The organism is Streptomyces sp. NPDC059255 (assembly GCF_042752355.1).
Lineage (GTDB): Bacteria > Actinomycetota > Actinomycetes > Streptomycetales > Streptomycetaceae > Streptomyces.
Genome location: NZ_JBHYZP010000050.1, coordinates 30518 through 53213 on the forward strand (window position 1 = coordinate 30518; position 22696 = coordinate 53213).

Annotated in this window: 20 protein-coding genes; 13 read left to right on the forward strand and 7 right to left on the reverse strand. The window is 72.7% G+C overall.

What is annotated here, in order from left to right; genetic code table 11:
- Positions 1–7: 7 nt before the first annotated feature.
- Complete coding sequence (locus ACFXKG_RS37290) at positions 8–568, reverse strand: GNAT family N-acetyltransferase (protein ID WP_365819894.1); 561 nt, start codon at positions 566–568, stop codon at positions 8–10.
- Positions 569–820: 252 nt separating this feature from the next.
- Here ACFXKG_RS37290 and ACFXKG_RS37295 point away from each other — a divergent pair, with 252 nt between their 5' ends.
- On the forward strand, positions 821–1507 hold the full coding sequence (locus ACFXKG_RS37295) for a carbonic anhydrase (RefSeq protein WP_384848804.1): 687 nt from the start codon (positions 821–823) through the stop codon (positions 1505–1507).
- Between the two features lie 215 nt (positions 1508–1722).
- Entirely contained in the window at positions 1723–2721 is a 999-nt protein-coding gene (locus tag ACFXKG_RS37300; RefSeq protein WP_384848807.1) for a fibronectin type III domain-containing protein, read from the forward strand.
- Positions 2722–2815: 94 nt separating this feature from the next.
- Here the strand turns inward: ACFXKG_RS37300 and ACFXKG_RS37305 are convergent, their stop codons facing one another.
- Positions 2816–3898 carry a DUF6397 family protein gene (locus ACFXKG_RS37305; protein ID WP_384848810.1) on the reverse strand — a complete coding sequence of 361 codons (1083 nt, stop codon included), beginning with the start codon at positions 3896–3898 and terminating at the stop codon, positions 2816–2818.
- Positions 3899–4006: 108 nt separating this feature from the next.
- The gene (locus ACFXKG_RS37310) at positions 4007–4420 is read right to left on the reverse strand and encodes a roadblock/LC7 domain-containing protein (protein WP_329822723.1); all 414 of its coding nucleotides are present in this window, start codon (positions 4418–4420) and stop codon (positions 4007–4009) included.
- 156 nt (positions 4421–4576) lie between these two features.
- Between ACFXKG_RS37310 and ACFXKG_RS37315 the strand changes: the two genes are divergently transcribed.
- The 4 genes from ACFXKG_RS37315 to ACFXKG_RS37330 all read left to right on the forward strand — a co-directional run bounded on the left by ACFXKG_RS37315 (position 4577) and on the right by ACFXKG_RS37330 (position 7155).
- On the forward strand, positions 4577–5005 hold the full coding sequence (locus ACFXKG_RS37315; RefSeq protein WP_384848813.1) for a PPOX class F420-dependent oxidoreductase: 429 nt from the start codon (positions 4577–4579) through the stop codon (positions 5003–5005).
- A gap of 42 nt (positions 5006–5047) precedes the next feature.
- A complete protein-coding gene (locus tag ACFXKG_RS37320) occupies positions 5048–5647 on the forward strand; it encodes a class I SAM-dependent methyltransferase (RefSeq protein WP_384848816.1) in 600 nt (199 codons plus the stop codon).
- A gap of 175 nt (positions 5648–5822) precedes the next feature.
- On the forward strand, positions 5823–6098 hold the full coding sequence (locus ACFXKG_RS37325; protein ID WP_384848855.1) for a hypothetical protein: 276 nt from the start codon (positions 5823–5825) through the stop codon (positions 6096–6098).
- A gap of 133 nt (positions 6099–6231) precedes the next feature.
- Complete coding sequence (locus tag ACFXKG_RS37330) at positions 6232–7155, forward strand: hypothetical protein (protein ID WP_384848819.1); 924 nt, start codon at positions 6232–6234, stop codon at positions 7153–7155.
- An 18-nt stretch (positions 7156–7173) separates the two neighbouring features.
- Here ACFXKG_RS37330 and ACFXKG_RS37335 read toward each other — a convergent pair whose 3' ends face one another.
- The 3 genes from ACFXKG_RS37335 to ACFXKG_RS37345 all read right to left on the reverse strand — a co-directional run bounded on the left by ACFXKG_RS37335 (position 7174) and on the right by ACFXKG_RS37345 (position 9186).
- A complete protein-coding gene (locus ACFXKG_RS37335) occupies positions 7174–7644 on the reverse strand; it encodes a GNAT family N-acetyltransferase (protein WP_384848822.1) in 471 nt (156 codons plus the stop codon).
- Between the two features lie 208 nt (positions 7645–7852).
- On the reverse strand, positions 7853–8035 hold the full coding sequence (locus ACFXKG_RS37340; RefSeq protein WP_329822718.1) for a hypothetical protein: 183 nt from the start codon (positions 8033–8035) through the stop codon (positions 7853–7855).
- A 68-nt stretch (positions 8036–8103) separates the two neighbouring features.
- Positions 8104–9186 (reverse strand): acyl-CoA desaturase, encoded by a 1083-nt coding sequence (locus ACFXKG_RS37345; protein ID WP_384848825.1) that lies wholly within the window; start codon positions 9184–9186, stop codon positions 8104–8106.
- Between the two features lie 379 nt (positions 9187–9565).
- On the opposite strand from ACFXKG_RS37345, the gene ACFXKG_RS37350 reads away from it, so the two are divergent.
- The 7 genes from ACFXKG_RS37350 to ACFXKG_RS37380 all read left to right on the forward strand — a co-directional run bounded on the left by ACFXKG_RS37350 (position 9566) and on the right by ACFXKG_RS37380 (position 22007).
- The gene (locus ACFXKG_RS37350) at positions 9566–12625 is read left to right on the forward strand and encodes a DEAD/DEAH box helicase (protein WP_384848828.1); all 3060 of its coding nucleotides are present in this window, start codon (positions 9566–9568) and stop codon (positions 12623–12625) included.
- Positions 12622–13998, forward strand: a complete 1377-nt coding sequence (locus ACFXKG_RS37355; RefSeq protein WP_384848831.1) for an SWF or SNF family helicase — start codon at positions 12622–12624, stop codon at positions 13996–13998. Before ACFXKG_RS37350 ends, ACFXKG_RS37355 begins: the two co-directional genes overlap by 4 nt.
- A 133-nt stretch (positions 13999–14131) precedes the next feature.
- Entirely contained in the window at positions 14132–15385 is a 1254-nt protein-coding gene (locus ACFXKG_RS37360) for a GAF domain-containing protein (protein WP_384848834.1), read from the forward strand.
- A gap of 333 nt (positions 15386–15718) precedes the next feature.
- Positions 15719–17188: an aldehyde dehydrogenase family protein gene (locus ACFXKG_RS37365; RefSeq protein ID WP_384848837.1), complete on the forward strand. Its 1470-nt coding sequence runs from the start codon at positions 15719–15721 to the stop codon at positions 17186–17188.
- Positions 17176–18750, forward strand: a complete 1575-nt coding sequence (locus ACFXKG_RS37370) for an APC family permease (protein WP_384848840.1) — start codon at positions 17176–17178, stop codon at positions 18748–18750. The genes ACFXKG_RS37365 and ACFXKG_RS37370 overlap by 13 nt, the downstream gene beginning before the upstream one ends.
- Before the next feature lie 55 nt (positions 18751–18805).
- Positions 18806–20383, forward strand: a complete 1578-nt coding sequence (locus ACFXKG_RS37375) for a GMC family oxidoreductase (protein WP_384848843.1) — start codon at positions 18806–18808, stop codon at positions 20381–20383.
- A gap of 100 nt (positions 20384–20483) precedes the next feature.
- A complete protein-coding gene (locus ACFXKG_RS37380) occupies positions 20484–22007 on the forward strand; it encodes an aldehyde dehydrogenase family protein (RefSeq protein WP_384848846.1) in 1524 nt (507 codons plus the stop codon).
- A gap of 82 nt (positions 22008–22089) precedes the next feature.
- Here the strand turns inward: ACFXKG_RS37380 and ACFXKG_RS37385 are convergent, their stop codons facing one another.
- Positions 22090–22557: a hypothetical protein gene (locus ACFXKG_RS37385; protein ID WP_384848849.1), complete on the reverse strand. Its 468-nt coding sequence runs from the start codon at positions 22555–22557 to the stop codon at positions 22090–22092.
- Positions 22558–22696 lie beyond the last annotated feature (139 nt).

Here is a 22696-nt window from a genome sequence, read left to right on the forward strand (position 1 = left end):
GCGCGCATCAAGGGTGACGCGACGCCGGACGCGTGGACCTGACCGGGGCCGCGTAGCAGTGGACGGTGACCGTCTGCTCCTGGCTCCAGCGCTGCTCGGCGATGTCCAACAGGGTCCAGCCCAGGTGTTCGTAGAAGGCCACCGAGCCCGTGTCGGCGGCGACGACGTCCAGGACGGGGTGCAGTCCGCGCGCGCCGGCCTCCCTTAACGCCTGGGACATCAGAAGGGCTCCGATGCCGTGGCCCCGGGCGTCCGGGGAGACGAACAGACGGGTCACCACGGCGACTTCGCCGAGGGACGCGCCCGTGCGTTCGCCCCACAGCACGGGCGCCGCGTCGCCCTCGACGGGCGGGGAGAGCGCGAGATGGCCGACGATCCGACCGTCGAGTTCGGCCACCCAGGCGGCGAGCTGCTCGGGTGGTGCCAGCCAATCGGCGGGCAGCGCGGGCCAGTTCACCGGGTAGCCGTCGACCTTGTGCACCTCGGCGAGCACACTCACGCATTCGTCGAGGTCACCCACGTCGCGTCGCCGGACATCACACATCGGGATGTCATCGGCCGCTGGCATAGTCTGTCGGTTCACCCGGACCATGGAACCACAGCCCGCCACCGGAGCGCTCCGCGGCCACCCGACCGGGCGGTGAACGCGCAGGGTCCCCACGCCCAATCCCCTGCGTACACCGCATGCTTGGTTCAAGAGTGCGTCAACAATTCCTCCGTGAAAAGCAATGGCCAAGGCTGTCACGGTTAGTCTCCGGCGGTGATATTGACCAAGCACCTCCAGAGACCTTCGACCACTTCCCACACACCACGCCGCACCGTGCTGCGCGCGGCTCTCGCGGGGAGTGCCGCCACCGCGGGTGTCACCCTCGCCGCCCCCTCCGCCATCGCCGCGCCGGCCGCCCGCACCGCGCGCCGACGGCCCGCCACCGCCGACGAGGCGCTGGCCGAACTCGCCGCGGGGAACCGGCGCTGGCGGACCTTCCGGCAGCAGCACCCGGACGAGACACAGGCCGTGCGCACCGAACTCGTTTCGGGCCAGCACCCCTTCGCCCTCATCCTCGGATGCATAGACTCGCGGGTCCCGCCGGAGCTGGTCTTCGACCAGGGCCTCGGTGACCTGATGACCGTGCGCTCGGCCGGCGAGGTGCTGGACGAGGCCGTTCTCGGCAGCATCAGCTACGGCGTGCTCGAACTGGGCATCCCGCTGGTCCTGGTCCTCGGGCACCAGTCCTGCGGCGCCGTCGCCGCAGCGGTCGAGGCGGAGGAGACGGGCGAGGAACTCCCTGCCCACATCCAGTACCTGGCCGACCAGATCCGCCCCGCGATCGACCACACGCAGCACGGCACCGCGCGCGTCGATGCCACCGTGACCTCGAACGTGGAGATGGTGCGCGCCCGTCTCGCCGCCGAGCCCGACCTCGCGGCCAAGGTGGCCGAGGGCAAACTGGCCGTCGTCGGCGCCCGGTACGAACTGAACACCCAACTCGTCCGCCGCACCGGCTGATCCGGCCCCCGCGGAACCGGCATCCGCCGCCCACCCCGCCCCCGCCGGGGAAGGGCGGCGCCCGGAACTCCTCTCTCCTGCACGCCTTTCGCGTGCCCTCTTCCGCGACTTCTCCCGGCCTTCGGCCCTCTTCATGCGTACCCCCCTCTTGATGTGAACCCGACACCTGTGTCATATATGTCTAGACCATTACCCCCGGGGTGAAGGACACGGCCATGACCAGGTTCCGCGCCGTCGCCACGCTCGGCCTCGTGACCGCGGCCCTCCTCGCGACGACCGCGTGCGGTGCGGACGACGAACGGGCGGCGGCGCCCGCGGCGCCCGCCGGCGTCACCGTCCAGGCCGGCAGCGCCACGTCCGCCCATGTCATGTGGCGCCCGGCCCCTTCGGGGGACGACGTCACCGGGTACGACGTCTACCGCGGCGGAACGAAGGTCAAGGACGTCCCCGCCCGCACGAACATGACCGATGTCACCGGGCTCGCCCCGTCGAGCCGCCACACCTTCACCGTCCGCGCCAGGGGCGCCGACGGCACCGTCTCGCCGCACAGCGCGACCGTGTCCGTCGACACACCCGCGGCCGTCGCCGAGGACCGGGATCCGCCCGCCCGCCCCGACGGGGTGCGGGGCGGGAGCGACGGCGCCCGCGCGGCCCGGATCGCCTGGGACCGGGCCCCGGACGGGCAGGGCATCGTCTCGTACGACATCCACCAGGGCGGCTCCAGGATCCACAGCGTCGGCGCCGACGCGACCTCGGCCCGGATCACCCGGCTGCGGCCGGGCACCCACTACCGCTTCACCGTGGTCGCCCGGGACGCGGCGGACAACACCTCGCCCGCCAGCCGCACCGTCGAGATCACCACCCCGCACGGCCCGGGGGACGATCCCGACACCGCGCCGACCGGCCTGCGGGCCACGACGCGGGCCGCCGACGGCGGGTACTACATCGACTTGTCCTGGCTCGCGCCGCGGACCGGCGGCGAGGTGCCCGAGTACCAGATCCATCTGAACGGGAAGTTCGCGACGACCCTGGTCTGGGGCGCCGAGGCTCCCCGGGGCAGGGCGACGTACAGCGTCTACGCGGGCAGGACTGCGGGCGAGCCCCTTCGGGTGAAACTCCGCGCGAAGCTGCCCGACGGGAACTGGGGCGCCTTTTCCCCGGAACGCGCTGTCGTCACGGCCCCGGCCGACCCGCCCGCCCGCCACGGAACGTGACCGCCGTTCGTGAGCCGTACGGGTGGTCACGCGGCCGAACTCCCGGCCCCGTCCGGGTGATTGCGCCCCGTCCGCCCGCATCCACCCGCCGCGCTCACTCACCGCTCCCCTCGGGGACAGCGGGCGCCGGCGCCCGGTCCCGCCCGAGCCGCAGCCGGGTCAGCAGGCCGCCGAGCGGACCGCCGAACGGCGGACCGACCCCTTCCGTACGGGCGGTGAACTCCTCGGCCCGTGGCGCCGGACGCACCCGCCTCGCCTCCTCAAGGAAGGTCCCCAGACTGGTGCTGTGCCAGCGGATCTCCTCCGGGTGATCCGCCAGCAGCAGCCGCCCCACCGTCGACCGTGCCGCCTCGGATTCCGGAAACGCGCGGAAGAGGACCGGCGCCAGCCGGTTCAGATAGGCGCGTTCGTACGCGTCGGGCACCAGCTCGGCGAGATGGGCAGCGTCGAGCACACATCCCGCGATGGCCGCCCGCTCCCAGGGGTCCTCGCTCTCGTGCAGAAGATGGCCGATACGCCGGCCCCTCCAGTTGCGCGGACGCCGGTCGTCGCCCTCGTCCACCCCGGCGCAGAGCCCCCGCGGCAGCCGTCCGGTGCGCAGCCACGGCTCCCAGGAGGCGAACGACCCCAGATCATCGGCGAGATACAGCCACACCACCGTGCGGTAGCGGTTGAGGTAGAAGTGGACCGGCGCGATGAATCCCGCCTTGGCCAGCCGGGTGAACCGGCCCGGGCTGACGGACAGCAACGCGGCACCATCGGCCGTGCCCACGGTCCGTACCCGCTCGCGCAGCGAGTCCGGGAATCCGTCGAGCGCCCGCAGCCGCTCGATCTCCTCCCGCCCGACCTGCCGCCGGCCGCCCGCCTTCCCGGCCTCGGTGCGGATATGTCCGAGCTGCGTCGCGAGCTCGAACTCGCCGCGCTTCAGCTCCAGTTCCCGCGCGGCCCGGATGAGACCGACCGCACCGGCCCCGCTCTCCGCCGCCTCGGTCCCGGCTTCGGACCCGTACCCGAGTCCCGCCCCGTACCCGCGTCCTGCCCCGGCCCCGAGACCCGCCCGGGCCCGGAATCCGGTCTCTCCCCTGGCCCCCGTCCGGACCGTGCCTCCGGTCCCCGCCGCGGCTCCGCCGCCGTCGCGTCCGGTCCGGACATGGGTCCGCGTCCCGCTGATGGACATGATCGTCCTCCCCGTGAGTGATGACTACTCTCGGTGACGACCGTAGCGCGTCGACGGCCCTTCCCGCGCAGCCTGTGGACAACTCCGGGAGCCGGTCGGAAAAGCTGGTCAGAGGCCGCTCAGCGTGGTGTGGTCGGGCTGTCTCGCCGCGACGCCCAGATGCTCCCCGACCCGGTTGACGAGCAGCGTCATCTCGTAGGCGACCTGACCCACATCCGCCTCGGCCGCTGTCAGCACACAGAGGCAACTGCCGTCGCCCGCCGCGGTGACGAAGAGCAGCGCCTCGTCGAACTCGACCATGGTCTGCCGCGCCTTGCCCGCCCGGAAATGGCGTCCCGACCCCCGCGCGAGGCTGTGCAGCCCCGAGGAGACCGCGGCGAGATGTTCCGCGTCCTCGCGCGCCAGTCCCGTACTGGCCCCGGTCACCAGACCGTCGTTCGAGAGCACCAGCGCGTGCTTGATGTGCTCGACCCGTTCGGTCAGGTCGTCCAGCAACCAGTCAAGTCCCTTTTCAAGTGGCATTGCCGTCCCTCCCCGTTCAGATGTTCCCCATGCCCCCGCCGCCCGTAGCCTTCCGCACCGGCCGCCTCCGGGCAAGCGGAGGCCGGGGCAGGCCGGGACAACAAGGCGTCGGTGCGTCACATCGCGCCGCCTCACCCCGCGCAGGAAGATATGGCCATGGCGACAAACATGAGCAAGGACGAGTGGCATGCCTTCGTCTCCGAGGGCACCCGCACCGGCAAGCTGTCCACCGTACGGGCCGACGGATCCCCGCACATCGCACCGGTCTGGTTCGTCCTCGACGGGGACGAACTGGTCTTCAACACGGGCAAGGAGACCGTGAAGGGCCGCAATCTGCGGCGGGACGGGCGCCTCGCGCTCTGCGTGGACGACGAACGGCCGCCGTTCGGCTTCGTGACGATCCAGGGCCGCGCCGAGCTGGACGAGGATCCCGGGCGGCTGCTCCACTGGGCGACGCGCATCGCCGCGCGTTACATGGGCGAGGAGCGAGCCGAGGAGTTCGGCAGGCGCAACGGCGTACCGGGTGAACTGCTGGTCCGCGTACGGGTCGAGAAGGCCGTGGCCTACGCCGGCCTGACGGACTGAACCGCCGGCCCACGCGGCGCGGCCCTGGGGGATCATGGCGCCATGGCCCATGACCACACACATGTACGGGAATTCTTCGGCGCGCGGGCGGCTGCGTGGGACGCCCGCTTCCCGGACGACGGCCCCGCCTACTCAGCCGCCGTAGCGGCACTCGGACTGCGCCCCGGCGACACGGTCCTGGACGCCGGGTGCGGTACGGGGCGGGCACTGCCGCCCCTGCGCGACGCCGTGGGCGGGACCGGCACGGTGCTGGGCGCCGATCTGACGCCGGAGATGCTGGCGGCGGCCGCACGGGCCGGGCGGCACCGCGCCGGACGGCTCCTGCTCACCGACGTGGCGCGGCTGCCGGTGCGCTCGCGGGCGCTGGACGCGGTGTTCGGCGCGGGCCTGATCGCGCATCTGCCCCGGCCGCAGGAGAATCTGCGGGAGCTGGCCCGGGCGGTGCGGCCCGGCGGCAGGCTGGCGCTGTTCCACCCCGTCGGCCGGGCCGCGCTCGCCGCCCGGCAGGGACGCCGGATCACCGAGGACGACCTGCGCGCAGAGCACCGGCTGCGCCCCCTGCTGGCCGGTTCCGGCTGGCGTATGGAGTCGTACACGGACGAGGACACGCGTTTCCTGGCACTGGCGGTACGCACCGGCTGACGGACCCGGGCCGCGCCGCGACACGTACACGGGCCCCGGGCGCCGGAGCCCCTCGCCGACCGCAGGGCCTCTTCTGCCCAGGCGCGGGCGACCGTACGTTGGAGGCGTGGCCCGCTCAGCCGTGCGGTCCGCACCATGCCAGGCAGCAGGGAAGGTGAACCCGGTGTTCAGCAGACTGCGCAGAATCCTCGTGTCGGACGGTGCCGCCGCACCGGCCGTGAACCGTCCCCCGCGGCAGCACAACCTCTTCGAGGCCGCCGCCACCTATGTCTCCGCGTGCGCGGAGGACGACCAGCAGCAGATCGACGAGGCGGCGGGCTGGGTCTCGCCCGAGGCGCTCTCCTTCGGCGTCAACGAGCTGGCCTGCCGTGCGGTGATCGCGCTGGCCCGCGAGTGGGACGAGTCGCCGCAGGCCGTGGCCCGTAGCCTGCTGGGCCTGCCTGCCGCATAAGGGTCGCTTAAGGCCCGTGTAAGGCTCGCTTGAGGACCGTGTTCTCCTTGCCTCTCGACGCCCGGGTTACCGACTGGTTAGGGTGCGCCGACAGGCTGCCTGGGCCGGCAGGCCGTCGGGATGAGGAGGTGCCGTGGTTGCGACGGACGACCCCGTGGACGACGACGCGCTGTTCGTACTGACCGCCGCGCTGCTGACCCCCGCGCGGTTCCCGGCGGTGCTGGGCGACGACTACGCGCAGGCGTGCGCCGCGCTCGGGCTGGAGCCGTACCCCGGCGGGTACGGCCTGGTCATGGGGCAGGACGGCGCGGGCGCCCGGTGGACGGTGGTGGTGGACGACGTCTCGCTGGTCGCCGTCGCGATCGCGTCCTGGGACTGCGGGATGGCCTACGACCTGTCGCCGGACGAACGTACCGTCGTCTCCGCGCTGCCCGGCTGGCCCATGGCCCTGGCCGTCGCGGCACCGGGCGTACCCGCCCCGCACGACCCGGAACCCGAAGCCGCCGAGGACTCCGGGGCCGGGGCGAGCGCCGTACGACTGCCTCTCTCGCCGCCCGACACCGCGGCGTGGGGCCCCGCACAGCGGCGCCTCGGGGCGGACGAGGTCGCGCTCCAATGGGCTTCGTGGCGGGAGCGGTTCGAGGACGCCGGAAACGCCGGAAACGCAGAGGAGCCTGCCGATCCCACCGGCAGCACTGCCCCCACGGCCGGTGAGGCACCCGAGGCGACCGAGAGCCCCGAGGCGGCCACGGCTCCCGGGAGCGGCGATAGGCCGACGCCCTCGCATCCGGGGGTGGTGCGTGCCCTGGCGGAGCTGCGCGCCTACGTGGACGCCGGCACGGCGCCGCCGCTCGGCCGGGTCCGGTCCGGCTTCGCTCCCGACCAGGCGCGGACGCTGCGCGCCGACGGCCCCGGCTGGTCCTTCGTGGCCAGGACCGACGACATGGCGTTCGTGCTGCTGGACGAGGAGCCGGGCGAGGTGCTGCCGGTCGGGCGCGGCTCCGAACTGCCCGGGCTGCTCACCGCGCTCGACGGGATCGCCGTACGCCCGGCCTGAGGCCGGTGCGGCACCGGGTCACAGGGGCTTCTGCAGGAACCGGCTGTCCGGATAATCGCGGTAGACACCGAAGCCCGTGGTCGGCACATAACCGCTCGACAGGTAGAGCCCGACGGCCTCGGGGAGCACGTCGCCGGTCTCCAGGACCATCCGCACCCGGCCCGCGGCCCGCGCGCTCCCCTCCAGCTCGGTCAGGATCCGTCGGGCCAGCCCGCGCCCGCGCGCCGCGGGGACGACGAACATCCGCTTCACCTCCGCGTCCCCGCCCTCGTACCCGTCGGCCGTCGCGTCCTGGGACCGCCAGCCCCCGGAACCGACGGGCGAGCCGTCCTGGTACGCGACGAGGAACAGCCCCAGCGGCGGGTCGAAGTACGACGGGTGCAGCGGCGTCGTGTCGTCGTGGCCGAAGCGTTCGCGGTACTCCGCCTGCACCTGGTCGCTGAGCTTGACGGCGTCGGGGTGGTCGAAGGCCACGGTGTTGATCTGCACAGCCGACGAGCCTAAGCGGTCCTCCGACGGAACCGGAAACGCGTGCGCGGATCGCGCACGCGAGCGGCCGGGAGCGGGCACCCGCACCCGGCACCCCGCATGGGCGCCCCAACCCCGCACGAGCACCGCGCACAGGCACCCCGCTCGCGGGGCCCGGACCGGCATGCTCCGGTTCCCGGACCCCGCCGTACGCGCTACGGCCCGCCGCTCAGCGGCCCAGCTCCTTGCGGCTGATCCTGCGCAGCCTGCGGCGCTGCGACGGGTCCAGCATCAGATACGCGGCTGTCGGCACACCTATCACCACCAGCAGCGAGAACCAGAATCCGATCAACGGCATCAGAAGAAGGCCAACGGCCACTCCCCCAATGGCGATCTTCGCGCTTGTCGACATCTCGACGCCTCCTTCGCGGCGTGGCCGCTCTCTGCTCACTGAACGCACGCGGTCTTCCGCCAGTTCCACTATGCGCCCGCGCGCAGCGGTTCGCCGACGTCGTGCAGGTGACCGAGCGCCTGGCGGTACGACTCGACCAGTCCGGTCTCGGTGTACGGGACCCCCAGCCTCCGGCAGTGCGCACGCACCAGCGGCTGCGCCAGCCGCAGATGGGGGCGGGGCATGCTGGGGAAGAGGTGGTGTTCGATCTGGTAGTTCAGCCCGCCGAGGAACCAGTCCGTGAGCGGGCCGCCGCGGATGTTGCGCGAGGTGAGGACCTGGCGGCGCAGATGGCCCCAGTCCGCGCAGTTCTCCGGGTCCGGCATCTCCATGCCCTTGTGGTTGGGCGCGAAGGCCATCCCGAGGTGCAGCCCGAGGAGCATCTGGTTGATCATCGCGAAGACGACGGCCTGCCCGACGGTGAGCGTGGTCAGCAGCAGCGTGACGTAGCCGACGACATGGGCCAGGAGCAGCAGGCCCTCCGTCGCCCTGCGCCGGGCCGGCACGCGCTCCTTCCGCGAGAGGACGGCCTGGAAGCCGTAGACCTTGAGGGCGATGCCCTCAAGGGTGGTCAGGGGGAAGAACAGCCAGGCCTGGTGGCGGGTGAGCCAGCCGCGCAGCCCCGAGCGTCCCTCGGTCTGGTGCCGGGTGAAGACGAGGATGTCGGCGGCGACGTCCGGGTCCTTGTCGATGTGGTTGGGGTTGGCGTGGTGCCGGTTGTGTTTGTCGTTCCACCATTCCTGGCTCATACCGAGGAGGAGATTGGCGTGCACGAGTTGGATGAGGCGGCTCTTCCCGCGGTCGGCGGTGATCTGGGAGTGCCCGGCGTCATGGGCGACGAACGCCGTCCGCGCGGAGACGAGGGACAGCGGCGGCGCCAGGAGCAGCGCCCACCAGGAGGGGCCGACGAGGACCAGTCCGGCCACGATCGCGGCCAGCAGGAGGAGGTTGACGGTGATTCCCCGGGCGTACCAGGCGGCGCGACGCTCCAGAAGCCCCTGTTCCCTCACCGTCCTCAGAAGGGGCGCGAAGTCACTGCCGCCCGCGCGGGGCGCGCGGGCGGGTATGGGCTCCGCGGCGGGGGCTGCGAGGGGTGCGGCGGCTCGGGGCATGTCGGTCTCCGGTCTGTCGGCCGAGATGGGTACGGGGCGGGTACGTGATCGAGGGCAGGAGCAGAAGCGGGAGCGGACGTGCGAGGGGGACGGAGGTGGACGTGGGAGCGCCGTCGGAAGCGGAGAAGGCGGGTACGGAAGGGTGCGCGCACCGCGCTCGGCCACATGAAACGTACGGCGGTGCGAGATACCCGGACCATGGCGCCACCCTCCGGAACGGGGCGGGGGTTTCCCGGGGGCGGGGGTGGTGCTGAGTACACCCGGACCGCCCGCGGGGTGAGCCAGGTCATGCCCGTGACGGCGCCGCACGACGGCGGGGGTGAGGTACTCTCGGCGGCTCCGACCCGCAGTAGTCAAATTTGAGGAATGCGTCTTCGCTGTGCACAGGCTTCCCGCGGCAACGCTCTCCCGGACCACCGAACTCGCCCGCTGTTCCACCGTCTTCCTTCCCTCGGACCCGCCCCGGGCCGGCCGGATCGCCTACTGGCACGCCGACGGCACGGCGCCGCCGGCCGCTCCCGGCTCGCCGGAGGAACTGACCGTCGTCGACGCCGGCGGCCGCCTCGTCACGGTCACGGCCCTGCTGGTGCCCGTCGCCGACGCGCTCCCCTCGCTGACCCGATGCCGCGCCGCGCCCGGCGCGTCGCCGTCGGCCGCGTTCTGGGGCTCGGCCACCCTGCACGCCCTGCAACTCGTCGCCCGCGGACTGCTGCTGCCCGGCCTCACCGCGTCGGACCACGACGGCTGGCGGGTCGGTCCGCTCACCGCGCCGGACCTGGAGCGGCTACGGGCGCTCGCGGCGTCGATGCCGCCGACCGCGCACTCCGTCCCCCTGCACTCCGTCCCCTTGCGCGCCGCGCCCGGCTCCGACGCCTCCGGTACCACCGCGCAGGAGCCCGGGACGCTTCTGCTCCCCGCCCAGGAAGGGCTGTTGAGGGACTTCCTGGACGCGGTCGCGGACACCCTCCCGCGGACACCCGCCGCGCCCGTCGTCGCCGGAAGTGCCGCCTTCGCCGTGTCGGCCTCCGCCGACACCACCACCGCGCCGGCGTCCGCCTCCGCCACGCCGGAACCGCGCCGCTTTCCGGAACTGCGCGGATGGGCCGCCGATGTGGCCGCCGGGCACGACGCGGGCGTACGGCTCTCGCTCCGTGTGGAACTGTCCGGCCTGCCCGGTCTCACGGACCCGGACGCTCCGCCCGGTGCCGTCGACCTCCCGCCCGCCGGCACCCCCGCGGCCGCGGGGGCCGGGGCCGTCTTCCGTGCCGTGCTCCAGATGCACAGCGTCAGCGACCCCGCGGTCGTCGCCGACGCGGCCGACGTGTGGTCCGGCGCCGCGGGTACGGGCTTCGCCCCGCGCGCCCGGATGGACGCCCTGCTCACCCTGCGCCGCGCCGCCCGCGCCTGGCCGGCGCTCGCCCCACTGCTCTCCGCCGCCGCGCCCGACGCGCTCGGCCTCGCGGACGAGGAGGTCGCCGAGTTGCTGGGCGAGGCGTCGGGGGCGCTCGCCCAGGCCGGCGTCGAGGTCCACTGGCCCAGGGAACTGGCCCGGTCCCTGACAGCGCGCGCCGTCATCGGACCGTACGACGAAACCGACGAAACCGACGAAACCGGTGGAATCGGCGGAACCGACGGAATCGGCGGGCCGGGCCCGGACGGGCGCGCGGGCGGCACGCTGCCCTCCTTTCTCTCCGCCGACGCGCTGCTCGCCTTCGACTGGCACTTCGCGCTGGGCGACCGGCGGATCGACCGGGCCGATCTCGACCGCCTCGCCGAGGCGAGCCGCCCCCTCGTGCGGCTGCGCGACCAGTGGGTACTCGTCGACCCGGCGGAGATCAGGCGCGCCCGGGAGAGCCAGGACCGTAAGCTCACCCCGGTCGACGCGCTCGAAGCCGTCCTGACCGGCTCCACGGAGGTCGCGGGCCGCCGGGTGGAGGTGCGGGCGGCGGGATGGCTCGCCGCGCTCCGCGACCGGATCGCCGACCCGGCCGCGGCGGCCCCCGCGATCGGCCAGCCCGCGGCGCTCGCCGCGACCCTGCGCGACTACCAGGTGCGCGGGCTCGACTGGCTGCACCGGATGACCTCACTCGGTCTCGGCGGCTGTCTCGCCGACGACATGGGCCTCGGCAAGACCATCACCCTCATCGCCCTCCATCTGCACCGGCAGACCGACCCGTCGGCCGCCGGCCCCACCCTGGTCGTCTGTCCTGCCTCGCTGATGGGCAACTGGCAGCGGGAGATCGAGCGGTTCGCGCCCGGCACTCCCGTACGCCGCTTCCACGGCGCCGCCCGCGCGCTGGACGGCCTGGCGGACGGGGAGTTCGTCCTCACGACGTACGGCACGATGCGGCTGGACGCCGGGCTGCTCGCCGGGACGGACTGGGGACTGGTCGTCGCCGACGAGGCGCAGCACGTCAAGAACCCGCACTCGGCCACGGCCAAGCAGCTCCGCGTTCTCGGGGGCCGGGCCAGGGTCGCGCTCTCCGGCACCCCCGTGGAGAACAACCTCTCCGAGCTGTGGGCGATCCTCGACTGGACGACCCCCGGGCTCCTCGGCCGCCTCGGCACCTTCCGTACCCGCTACGCGCACTCCGTCGAGAGCGGCGACGACCCCGCCGCGGCCGAGCGGCTGGCGGCGCTGGTCCGCCCGTTCCTGCTGCGCCGCCGCAAGTCCGACCCGGGCATCGCGCCCGAGCTGCCGCCCAAGACCGAGACGGACCGGGCGGTCTCCCTGACGGCGGAGCAGACCGGACTGTACGAAGCGGTGGTACGGGAGACCCTCGCGGCGATCTCGGCGGCGGACGGCATGGAGCGGCGCGGAATGATCGTCGCCCTGCTGACCTCGCTCAAACAGATCTGCAACCACCCCGCGCAGTATCTGAAGGAGGAACTGCCGCGCCTCGCGGGCCGCTCCGGGAAGCTGGAGCTGCTGGACGAACTGCTCGACACGATCCTGGCGGAGGGCGCGAGCGTGCTGGTCTTCACCCAGTACGTGCGGATGGCGCGGCTGCTGGAGTCCCATCTCGCGGCGCGCGGCGTGCCGACGCAGTTCCTGCACGGCGGAACTCCCGTCCCGCAGCGCGAGGCGATGGTGGACCGCTTCCAGAACGGCGAGGTGCCGGTGTTCCTGCTGTCGCTGAAGGCGGCGGGTACCGGGCTCAACCTGACCCGCGCCGAACACGTCGTGCACTTCGACCGCTGGTGGAACCCGGCCGTCGAGGCGCAGGCGACGGACCGCGCGTACCGGATCGGTCAGCACCGGCCGGTACAGGTCCACCGGATGATCACCGAGGGCACCATCGAGGACCGCATCGCGGAGCTGCTGGCCCGCAAGCAGCGGCTGGCCGACGCGGTGCTGGGCGCGGGCGAGGCCGCGCTGACCGAACTGACCGACGCCGAACTGGCGGACCTGGTGGAGCTGCGAGGGAGCGCCCGATGAGCAACGGTACGGAACCGGACGGCACCGAGCGGACGTTCGCCGCGCTGCCACCGGCCCGTGGCCGCGGTTTCGCGGCGACATGGTGGGGCCAGGCCTGGCTGAAGGCGCTGGAGGACACGGCGCTCGACGGCGAACAGCTCAAGAAGGGGCGGCGGACGGCCCGCGAGGGTGCGGTCGGCGCGGTCTCCGTACGGCCCGGCCGGATCACCGCGGTCGTCCAGGACCGGGACGGCACCGCGCTGCGCAGCGATGTCCTGCTGCAGCGGCTGAGCGACGAGGAGTGGGACCGCTTCCTGGACATGGCGGTCGACCGGGCCGGTCATATCGCGGCGCTGCTGGACCGGGAGATGCCGCCGCACCTGGTGGAGGACGCGGCGGACGTCGGGATCGAGCTGCTGCCCGGCATCGGCGACCTGGACGCGGAGTGCGGCTGTGAGGCGTGGGACCACTGTCCGCACTCCGCGGCGCTCTGCTATCAGGTGGCGAGACTGCTGGACCAGGATCCGTTCCTGCTGTTGCTGATGCGCGGCAGGAGCGAGCGGGGGCTGCTGGACGAACTCCAGGTACGGAGTGCGGCGCGGGCCGCGCGGACGCGCCGGCGCGCCGAGGACGACGGCGCGGGCCGTGCGGAGGGACCGGCCTCCGTCGGGCGCGTCGGACCGGACGGGCCCGACGGTCCCGACGGCGTCCGCGCGGTCGCGGCCTTCGCCGCGGCCGGCCTCGTCCCTCCGCCGCCCGCTCCCCCGGAACCGCCGGACGGGCCCGGGCGGCCGCCAGCGCTCGACACGGAGGCCGCGCCGCCCGCCGGGATCGACGCCGGCGCGCTGGAGTTCCTGGCCGCCGACGCGGCGGCGCGGGCCCTGCGGCTGCTCGCCGGGGCGCTGGAGCCGGACCATCACCTCGCACCGTACGAGGCGGAGCCGACGACCGGCCAGGACGGGGTACGGCTCGCCGCCGCGAGCGGTGGCGAGCGGTTCGCGGCGCGGCTGGCCACCGGGACCGGCCGGGCGCGGGCGGAGCTGGACCTCGCCGTACGGGCCTGGCGGTACGGCGGCGCCGCCGCCCTCGCCGTACTGGAGGAGGAGTGGACCCCGGAGCCCGAGGCGCTGGCGCGGGCCGTGGCGGCGCTCGACGCGGCGTGGGAGGACGGGGAGCGGCCGGGGCTGCGCTCCGTCGGCCAGGGCCGGTGGACCGTGCCGGGCGCGGGGGGCCAGCTGCGGTACGGACGGGACGGGCGCTGGTGGCCGTACCGCAAGGAGCGGTCCCGCTGGGCGCCGGCGGGACCGGCGGACCACGATCCGGCGGCGGCGCTGGCGGAGGCGTTCGCACCGGAAGGTGCCGCGCCGCCGCCGTCCGGGACCCCCGGCGGCTGAGGCGAGGGCCACGCACGGACAGGGGTGACGCGGGCGCGGGCAGGGAACTCGTCGCCCGCGCAGGGCGCTTGCCGCGCCGGGCCGCCGGGGCCACCATGGTCACGTCCGGTGGAATCCGACCGGGGAGGCCGCGATGTCCGACACCTGGGTGGCGCTGGAAGCCGGCGCCGACCCGGCCGAGCGCCGTGGCGCGCTGCGCAGGGCGTACGAGTCGTTCGCGACCGCGGGCCGGGTGGACCGGCCCGTACGGTCCGTGGTGGCGGCCTCCTGGCGGCGGTCGGCGCGGGCCCGGGTCAGCCCGGAGGGCACTGCGGCCGTCGAACTGTCCGACGACGAGCTGGCCGCGTACCGGGACGGACACCCACTCGCCCGGGTGATGCCGGTCATCCGCGAGTTGACGGGTGCGTACGCCCTGGACGGCGAGCATCTGATGGCGGTGTGCGACGCGCACGGGCGGCTGCTCTGGGTCGAGGGCCACTCTGCGACGCGGCGGCTGGCGGGCCGGATGAACTTCGTCCCCGGCGCGCGCTGGGCGGAGGCGGTGACCGGTACGAACGCTCCGGGCACGGCGCTCGCCGTCGACCGCCCGGTGCAGGTGTTCTCGGCCGAGCACTTCCAGCGTCCCGTGCACCCGTGGACCTGCGCGGCGGCGCCCGTCCACGACCCGTACAGCGGGCGGCTGCTGGGCGCGGTCGACATCACCGGCGGCGACCGGCTGGCCCATCCGCACAGCCTGGCGTTCGTCGGCGCGGTCGCGCGGGCCGCCGAGTCACAGCTGGCGCTGGCCGGGCCGCCGCCCGCCGCCGACTCCGTACGGCTCTCCTCGCTGGGCCGGGACGAGGCGCTGCTCGTGGCGGGCGGCCGGAAGATCCGTCTCAGCCGGCGGCACAGCGAGATCCTGACGCTCCTCGGGCACCGCCCGGAGGGCGTCGCCGGGGACGCGATGCTGCTGGAGCTGTACGAGGACGAGTCGGTCACCCCGGTCACCCTGCGCGCCGAACTCTCCCGGCTGCGTGCGCTGCTGGGCCCGGGAATGCTGCGCTCCCGCCCCTACCGGCTGGCGGCGCGGGTCGACGCGGACTTCGACACGGTGACCCGGCGGCTGGCCTCGGGGGCGGTGACCGCCGCGATGAGCGCGTACGCCGGGCCGCTGCTGCCCGCGTCGCGGGCGCCCTCGGTCGTACGGCTGCGGGAGCGGCTGGCCGGTCAGGTGCGGGCCGCGCTGATCGCCCGCGGTGACCCGGGGCTGCTGGCGGACTGGGCGTACAGCCCCTGGGGCGAGGACGACCTGCCCGTATGGCGGGCGCTGGCCGCCGCGCTCCCCGTACCGCAGCGCCCCGCGGCACTGGCGCGCGTCCGCGAACTCGACGCGTGGCAGCGCGCCTGACGTGCGGAAGGCGTGCCTGATGCGTGGCAGCGCGCTTGACGTGCGGAAGGCGTGCCTGACGCGTGGCAGCGCGCTTGACGTGCGGAAGGCGTGCCTGACGCGTGGCAGCGCGCTTGACGCGTCGAAGGCGTGCCTGAGGGCAGACACCTGGCCTGCCCGGCGCCGCGTCGGAGCCTGATGCGAGCCGGCCGGCCGCCGCGCCACCGCCCTGCCGCGCCCGCAGGCGAAACCGGGCATATCTCCTTACTGTCGGTGGAGAGAGTGCCCCCCCCTGCGTGGCCGCCCGGCCCCGCCGGACCGCCCGGGCACCTCACCGGAACCGGAGGAGCCCGCATGCCGGAGCTGTTCATCGGCGGCACCTGGACCGCGGCCGTCGGCGGGCAGGTGCGGGAGATCCGCTGTCCCACGGACGGCACCCTGGTCGGCACGGTCGACGAGGCCGGGCCGCCGGACACCGCCGCCGCCATCGCGGCCGCCCGGGACGCCTTCGACCGCGGCCCCTGGCCCGCCATCCCGGCCGCCGAGCGGGGCTCACTGCTGCTGCGTGTCGCGGATCTCCTCGAACGCGACAGGGCGGCGCTCGCCCGAGCCGAGTCCCTGGACACCGGGAAGCGGCTGGTGGAGAGCGAGTACGACATGGACGACATCGCCAAGTGCTTCCGCTACTTCGGCCATCTGACGGCCGCGGGCGGCACGGACCGGGTGGTGGACACCGGTGATCCGGCGGTGGACAGCAGGGTGGTGCACGAGCCGGTCGGTGTGTGCGCGCTGATCACACCGTGGAACTATCCGCTGCTCCAGACCTCCTGGAAGGTCGCCCCCGCGCTCGGCGCCGGCAACACCTTCGTCCTCAAGCCCAGCGAACTCACCCCGCACACCGCCGTCCTGCTGATGCGGCTGCTGGCCGAGGCCGGACTGCCCGACGGGGTCGCCAATCTGGTCCTGGGCGCCGGACCGACCGCGGGCGGGCCGCTCAGCACGGATCCGCGGGTCGACATGGTGTCGTTCACCGGCGGACTGGTGACCGGACGGCACATCATGGCCGCCGCGGCCGCGACCGTGAAGAAGATCGCCCTGGAGCTGGGCGGCAAGAACCCCAACATCGTCTTCGCCGACGCCGACTACGAGGCGGCCGTCGACTACGCGCTGACGGCGATCTTCCTCCACTCGGGCCAGGTCTGCTCGGCGGGGGCACGGCTGCTGGTCCAGGAGGAGCTGCACGACAGGTTCGTGACGGACCTGGTGGAGCGGGCGCGGGCGATCCCGATGGGCGGCCCGTTCGACGAGCACGCCCGTACAGGCCCCCTGATCTCCGCCGCGCACCGCGCCAAGGTCGAGGCGTACGTGGCGGCCGGACTCGCCGACGGCGCGGTGCTGCGCTGCGGCGGCGCCCGCCCCGACGACCCGGCGCTGCGCGACGGCTTCTACTACCTGCCGACCGTGCTGGACGAGTGCGCGCCGGGCATGTCGGTGGTCCGCGACGAGTCGTTCGGCCCCGTGCTCACCGTCGAGCGGTTCCGTGACGAGGAGGAGGCGGTCGCGCTCGCCAACGACACCGTGTACGGGCTGGCCGGAGCCGTCTGGTCGCGGGATGTGGGCCGGGCGCACCGGGTGGCGTCACGGCTGCGTGCCGGCACCGTATGGATCAACGACTTCCAGCCGTACGTGCCGCAGGCGGAATGGGGCGGTATGAAGCAGTCCGGCTTCGGCCGTGAGCTGGGCCCGGCGGGGCTGGCCGAGTACCAGGAGGCCAAGCACGTCTGGCGCAATCTCTCCCCGAAGCCCCTGGGATGGTTCGAGTGAGCGACGGGCCGGGGCAGGAGCCGGCGGATCCGGCGCCCGAGGCCCGTACGGTCGACGAGATCCAGAGCCAGGACGACGACGACTCGCTCAAGGCGTTCGGCTACCGGCCGGAACTGAAGCGCACGCTGGGCAACTTCCACACCTTCGCGGCCGGGATCAGCTACATCTCGATCCTGACGGGAACGTTCCAGCTCTTCTACTTCGGGGTCAAGTTCGCCGGTCCCGGCTACTGGTGGTCGTGGCCGATGGTCTTCCTCGGCCAGCTCATGGTGGCGCTGTGCTTCTGCGAGCTGGCCGCCCGCTATCCCGTGGCGGGTTCGATCTACAACTGGTCGAAGAAGCTCGGCGGCCCGCATCTGGGCTGGCTGGGCGGCTGGATGATGACGACGGCCACGATGGTCTCCCTCGCGGCGGTGGCCCTCGCGTACCAGATCACACTGCCGCAGATCTCCAGTGTGTTCCAGGTTGTGGGAAACGGCACCGGGCCGACCGACGCGGCGGCCAACGCCGTGCTGCTCGGCACCGTCCTGATCGTCTTCACCACACTCGTCAACGCCTTCGGCGTCAAGCTGATGGCGCAGATCAACTCCGCCGGGGTGATGATCGAGCTGATCGCCGCCGTCGTCCTGATCGGACTGCTGGCGGCGCACATCACCCGGGGCCCCGGCGTGATCGTGCGGACCGACAGCTACGGCGCGGGCGAGTCGCTCGGCTACCTCGGCGCCTTCCTGACCGCCTCGCTCGCCTCCGCGTATGTGATGTACGGGTTCGACACGGCGTCGTCGCTGGGCGAGGAGTCGCTCAACCCCAGCCGCAACGCGCCGCGCGCGATCCTGCGGGCGCTGATCGCGTCGTTCCTCATCGGCGGGCTGATCCTGCTGTTCGCGCTGCTGTCCGTGCCGGATCTCCAGTCCCCGAGCCTGTCGGTGGACGGGCTGCAGTACGTGGTGCTCTCCACGCTCGGCCCCACCGTCGGGCAGATCGTGCTGTGGTGTGTGGTCGTCGCCATCACGGTGTGCGCACTGGCGGTGCACGCGGCGGGTATCCGGCTGGCGTTCGCGATGGCCCGGGACAACGGTCTGCCGGCGTCCTCGTGGATCGCCCGGGTCAGCCCGCGGTTCGGGACGCCGGTGGTACCCGCCGTCTTCATCGGGATCGTCGCCGTCGTCATCCTGGTGATCAACATCAATCAGCCGCAGATCTTCTCGGTGATCACCAGCATCGCCATCATCATGATCTACCTGGCCTACCTGATGGTCACCGCGCCCATGCTGGTCCGCCGGCTGCGCGGGAGGTGGCGACCCGCCGAGGGCCACTTCTCGCTCGGCAGGTTCGGACTGCCGGTCAATGTCCTCGCCGTGCTGTGGGGTGCCGCCATGTCGCTCAACCTGGCCTGGCCGCGGCCCGAGGTGTACAACGCGACCGGTCCGCACCACTGGTACCTGCAGTGGGGCGCGTTCCTCTTCGTCGGCATCGTCGCGGTCGGCGGCTTCACCTACTACTGGTTCGTCCAGCGCAAGCACACCGGCGTACTCGAAGCACACCGATCCCCCTGCCCCTGAAGCACACCGGTCTCCTGACCCGATGGCCCTGTCCCTCCCCGAGCCTGGAGCAGTGATGTCCCCGGAGAATCCCGCGCACCCGTACGACTATGTGGTGGTCGGCGGCGGTACGGCGGGAGCCGTCGTCGCCGCCCGGCTGACCGAGGACCCGGACGTGACCGTCTGCGTCGTGGAGGCCGGCCCCTCGGACGTCGGTGACGAGAGCGTCCTGCGGCTCGACCGGTGGATGGCGCTGCTGGAGTCCGGTTACGACTGGGACTATCCGGTCGAGCCGCAGGAGAACGGCAACAGCTTCCTGCGGCACGCCCGCGCCAAGGTCCTCGGCGGCTGCTCCTCGCACAACTCGTGCATCGCCTTCTGGGCGCCCGCCGAGGACCTCGACGAGTGGGGGGCGCTGGGCTGCACGGGATGGAGCGCGGCGGAGTGCTTCCCGCTGTACCGGCGGCTGGAGACCAACGACGCGCCCGGTGACCACCACGGCCGCTCGGGCCCGGTCACCATCCGCACCGTCCCGCCGGACGACCCGTGCGGCAGCGCCCTGCTGGAGGCGTGCGCGGAGGCGGGCATCCCCGTCACACCGTTCAACACGGGGACCACGGTGGTACGCGGCGCGCACTGGTTCCAGATCAACGCGCGGGAGGACGGTACGCGGTCCTCGGCGTCGGTGTCGTATCTGCACCCCCTGATCGGCAGACGGCCGAACCTGGAGATCAGGACCGGGCTCACCGCCCAGCGGCTGACGTTCGGTGAGGACCGGCGGTGCACGGGCGTCGAGTACCTGGAGCCCGACACGGTCCACACGGGCGCGGTCACGGCGCGGCGCGAGGTGATCGTGTGCTGCGGGGCGATCGACTCGCCGAAGCTGCTGATGCTGTCGGGCATCGGCCCTGCGGGGCATCTGCGCGACACCGGCGTGGATGTACGGGTGGACTCCCCCGGTGTCGGCTCGCACCTCCAGGACCATCCGGAGGGTGTGATCATGTGGGAGGCGAAGCGGCCCATGGTCACCTCGTCCACCCAGTGGTGGGAGATCGGCATCTTCGCCGACACCGAACCGGGTCTCGACCGGCCGGACCTGATGTTCCACTACGGTTCCGTGCCGTTCGACATGAACACGTTCCGGCGCGGCTATCCGACCTCGGAGAACGCCTTCTGCCTCACCCCGAACGTGACCAGGGCGCGCTCCCGGGGCACGGTCCGGCTCCGTACCCGCGACTTCCGGGACAAGCCCGAGGTGGACCCGCGTTACTTCACGCACGAGCACGACATCCGGGTGATGACGCACGGGCTCCGTCTCGCCCGGGAGATCACCGCCCGGCCGCCGATGGCCGACTGGACCGGCGCCGAACTGGCGCCGGGGCCGGGCGCGCGCTCCGACGAGGAGCTGTTCGCGTACATCCGCGACACGCACAACACGGTCTACCACCCGGCGGGCACGGTCCGGATGGGCCCGCCGGGCGACCCGGACTCACCGCTCGATCCGTGGCTGCGGGTCAAGGGGGTGAGCGGGCTGAGGGTGGCGGACGCCTCCGTGATGCCGTTCCTCACGGCCGTCAATCCGTGTATCACCACGATGATGATCGGCGAGAAGTGCGCAGACATGATCAAGAGCGGCCAATCCGCCCCCGGCTGACCCCGGCTGCGGCAACCTGCTTGCAACGTACGAGTCCCTAGCGTGCGGCAGGGGCGTCGTCCAACGGCGGGCGGCGCCGGAGAACCGGGAGGCCACAGAGATGACCCGTTACGCAGCGCCCGGCACGGAGGGCGCCATCGTCTCGTACGAGTCCCGCTACGACCACTGGATCGGCGGCGCGTACGTCCCGCCGGCCCGGGGCCAGTATTTCGAGAACCCCAGCCCGGTCAACGGCCGCCCGTTCACCGAGATCGCCCGCGGTACCGCCGACGACGTGGAGCGCGCCCTGGACGCGGCGCACGGCGCGGCCCCCGGCTGGGCCAGGACCTCGGCGGCGGAGCGGGCCGGCGTGCTGAACCGGATCGCCGACCGGATGGAGGCCCATCTGGAGGAGCTGGCGGTCGCGGAGAGCTGGGAGAACGGCAAGCCGGTACGGGAGACGCTCGCCGCGGACATCCCGCTCGCGATCGACCACTTCCGTTACTTCGCGGGGGCGTTGCGCGGCCAGGAGGGCACGCTCAGCGAACTCGACGACGACATGGTCGCGTACCACTTCCACGAGCCGCTCGGTGTGGTGGCGCAGATCATCCCGTGGAACTTCCCGATCCTGATGGCGACGTGGAAGCTGGCACCGGCGCTGGCCGCGGGGAACGCCGTGGTGATCAAACCGGCCGAGCAGACCCCGGCCTCGATCCACCTCTGGATGAGCCTGGTCGCCGATCTGCTGCCGCCGGGTGTCGTCAACATCGTCAACGGCTTCGGGGTCGAGGCGGGCAAGCCGCTGGCGTCCAGCCCGCGCGTGGCGAAGGTCGCGTTCACCGGGGAGACCACGACGGGCCGACTGATCATGCAGTACGCCTCGGAGAACATCAAGCCGGTCACCCTGGAACTGGGCGGCAAGAGCCCGAACCTCTTCTTCGACGATGTCTGGGCCGCCGATGACGACTTCCGTGACAAGGCGCTGGAAGGCTTCACGATGTTCGCCCTGAACCAGGGCGAGGTGTGCACCTGCCCCTCGCGGGCCCTGATCCAGGACGGGCACTACCACGAGTTCCTCGCGGCGGGCGTGGCCCGTACGGAGGCGATCGTGCCGGGCCACCCGCTGGACACGGACACGATGATCGGCGCCCAGGCGTCCAACGACCAGTTGGAGAAGATCCTCTCGTACCTGGACATCGGCCGCCAGGAGGGCGCGAAGGTCCTGACGGGCGGGGAGCGGATCGAGTACGACGGCGAACTGGCCGGCGGCTACTACGTCCAGCCCACAATCTTCGAGGGCCACAACCGCATGCGGATCTTCCAGGAGGAGATCTTCGGCCCCGTCCTCGCGGTGACGTCGTTCAGCGACTTCGACGACGCGATCAAAACGGCGAACGACACCCTGTACGGGCTCGGCGCGGGCGTCTGGACCCGGGACATGAACACGGCGTACCGCGCGGGCCGTTCGATCCAGGCGGGCCGCGTCTGGACGAACTGCTACCACGCCTACCCGGCCCACGCGGCCTTCGGCGGCTACAAGCAGTCGGGCATCGGCCGTGAGAACCACCGGATGATGCTGGACCACTACCAGCAGACGAAGAACCTCTTGGTCTCGTACTCACCGAAGAAGCTGGGCTTCTTCTAGGGGCGCGAGAAAGGGGCGCCTGACCTGGGAATTTCCCCGTCAGGCACCCCTTCACAAGCCCTGTTCAGGCAGCAAGGAGAAATCAACCCCTACTCCCAATTTGTCCCATCCTCGTCCCGGTCACGACCGGCCGTTCCGGAATATTTCCGGACCGGATTCGAGATAACTCAGCCGCGTCAGGCGTCTGGGGAGCCTCCCAACGATCCATGTGCTTCTCGACCAGCTCGTTGGCCCGGTTCCGTGTCCCGGACAGGAACTTGGCGTAGTACCGGAAGAGAACCTGGATACCCTGCCCCGCCCGGCGTGCGCATTCGGCCGGGTCGACGCCGGAAGCCAGCCAGAAGGAGATACCCGCGTGGCGCAGGTCGCAGGGCCGCTTCGCGAGGTTCAGCGCGTGCTCGTCCAGGGTGAGGGTTGCTTCCCGGGCGCGGGCCCATGTGGTGCCGTAGGCGGCGGCGTCGATGTAGTTACCCGCCGCGTTCTGGAAGATCCGGCCGTCGGACGCCACTCCGAAGCGGGCGATGTGGTCGAGGAGCATGCGAACAAGCACGGGCGGGATCGGAACGGGGCGGGTGGCTTTGACGGCACGGCGTTTCAGTGAGGTTCTTCGAGTTGGCCACCGATCAGGTGACGGCCGCGAAGCGCAACGAGCGAGGCCCCCGGGCTGTTGATCGAGATGTCTGACGTCT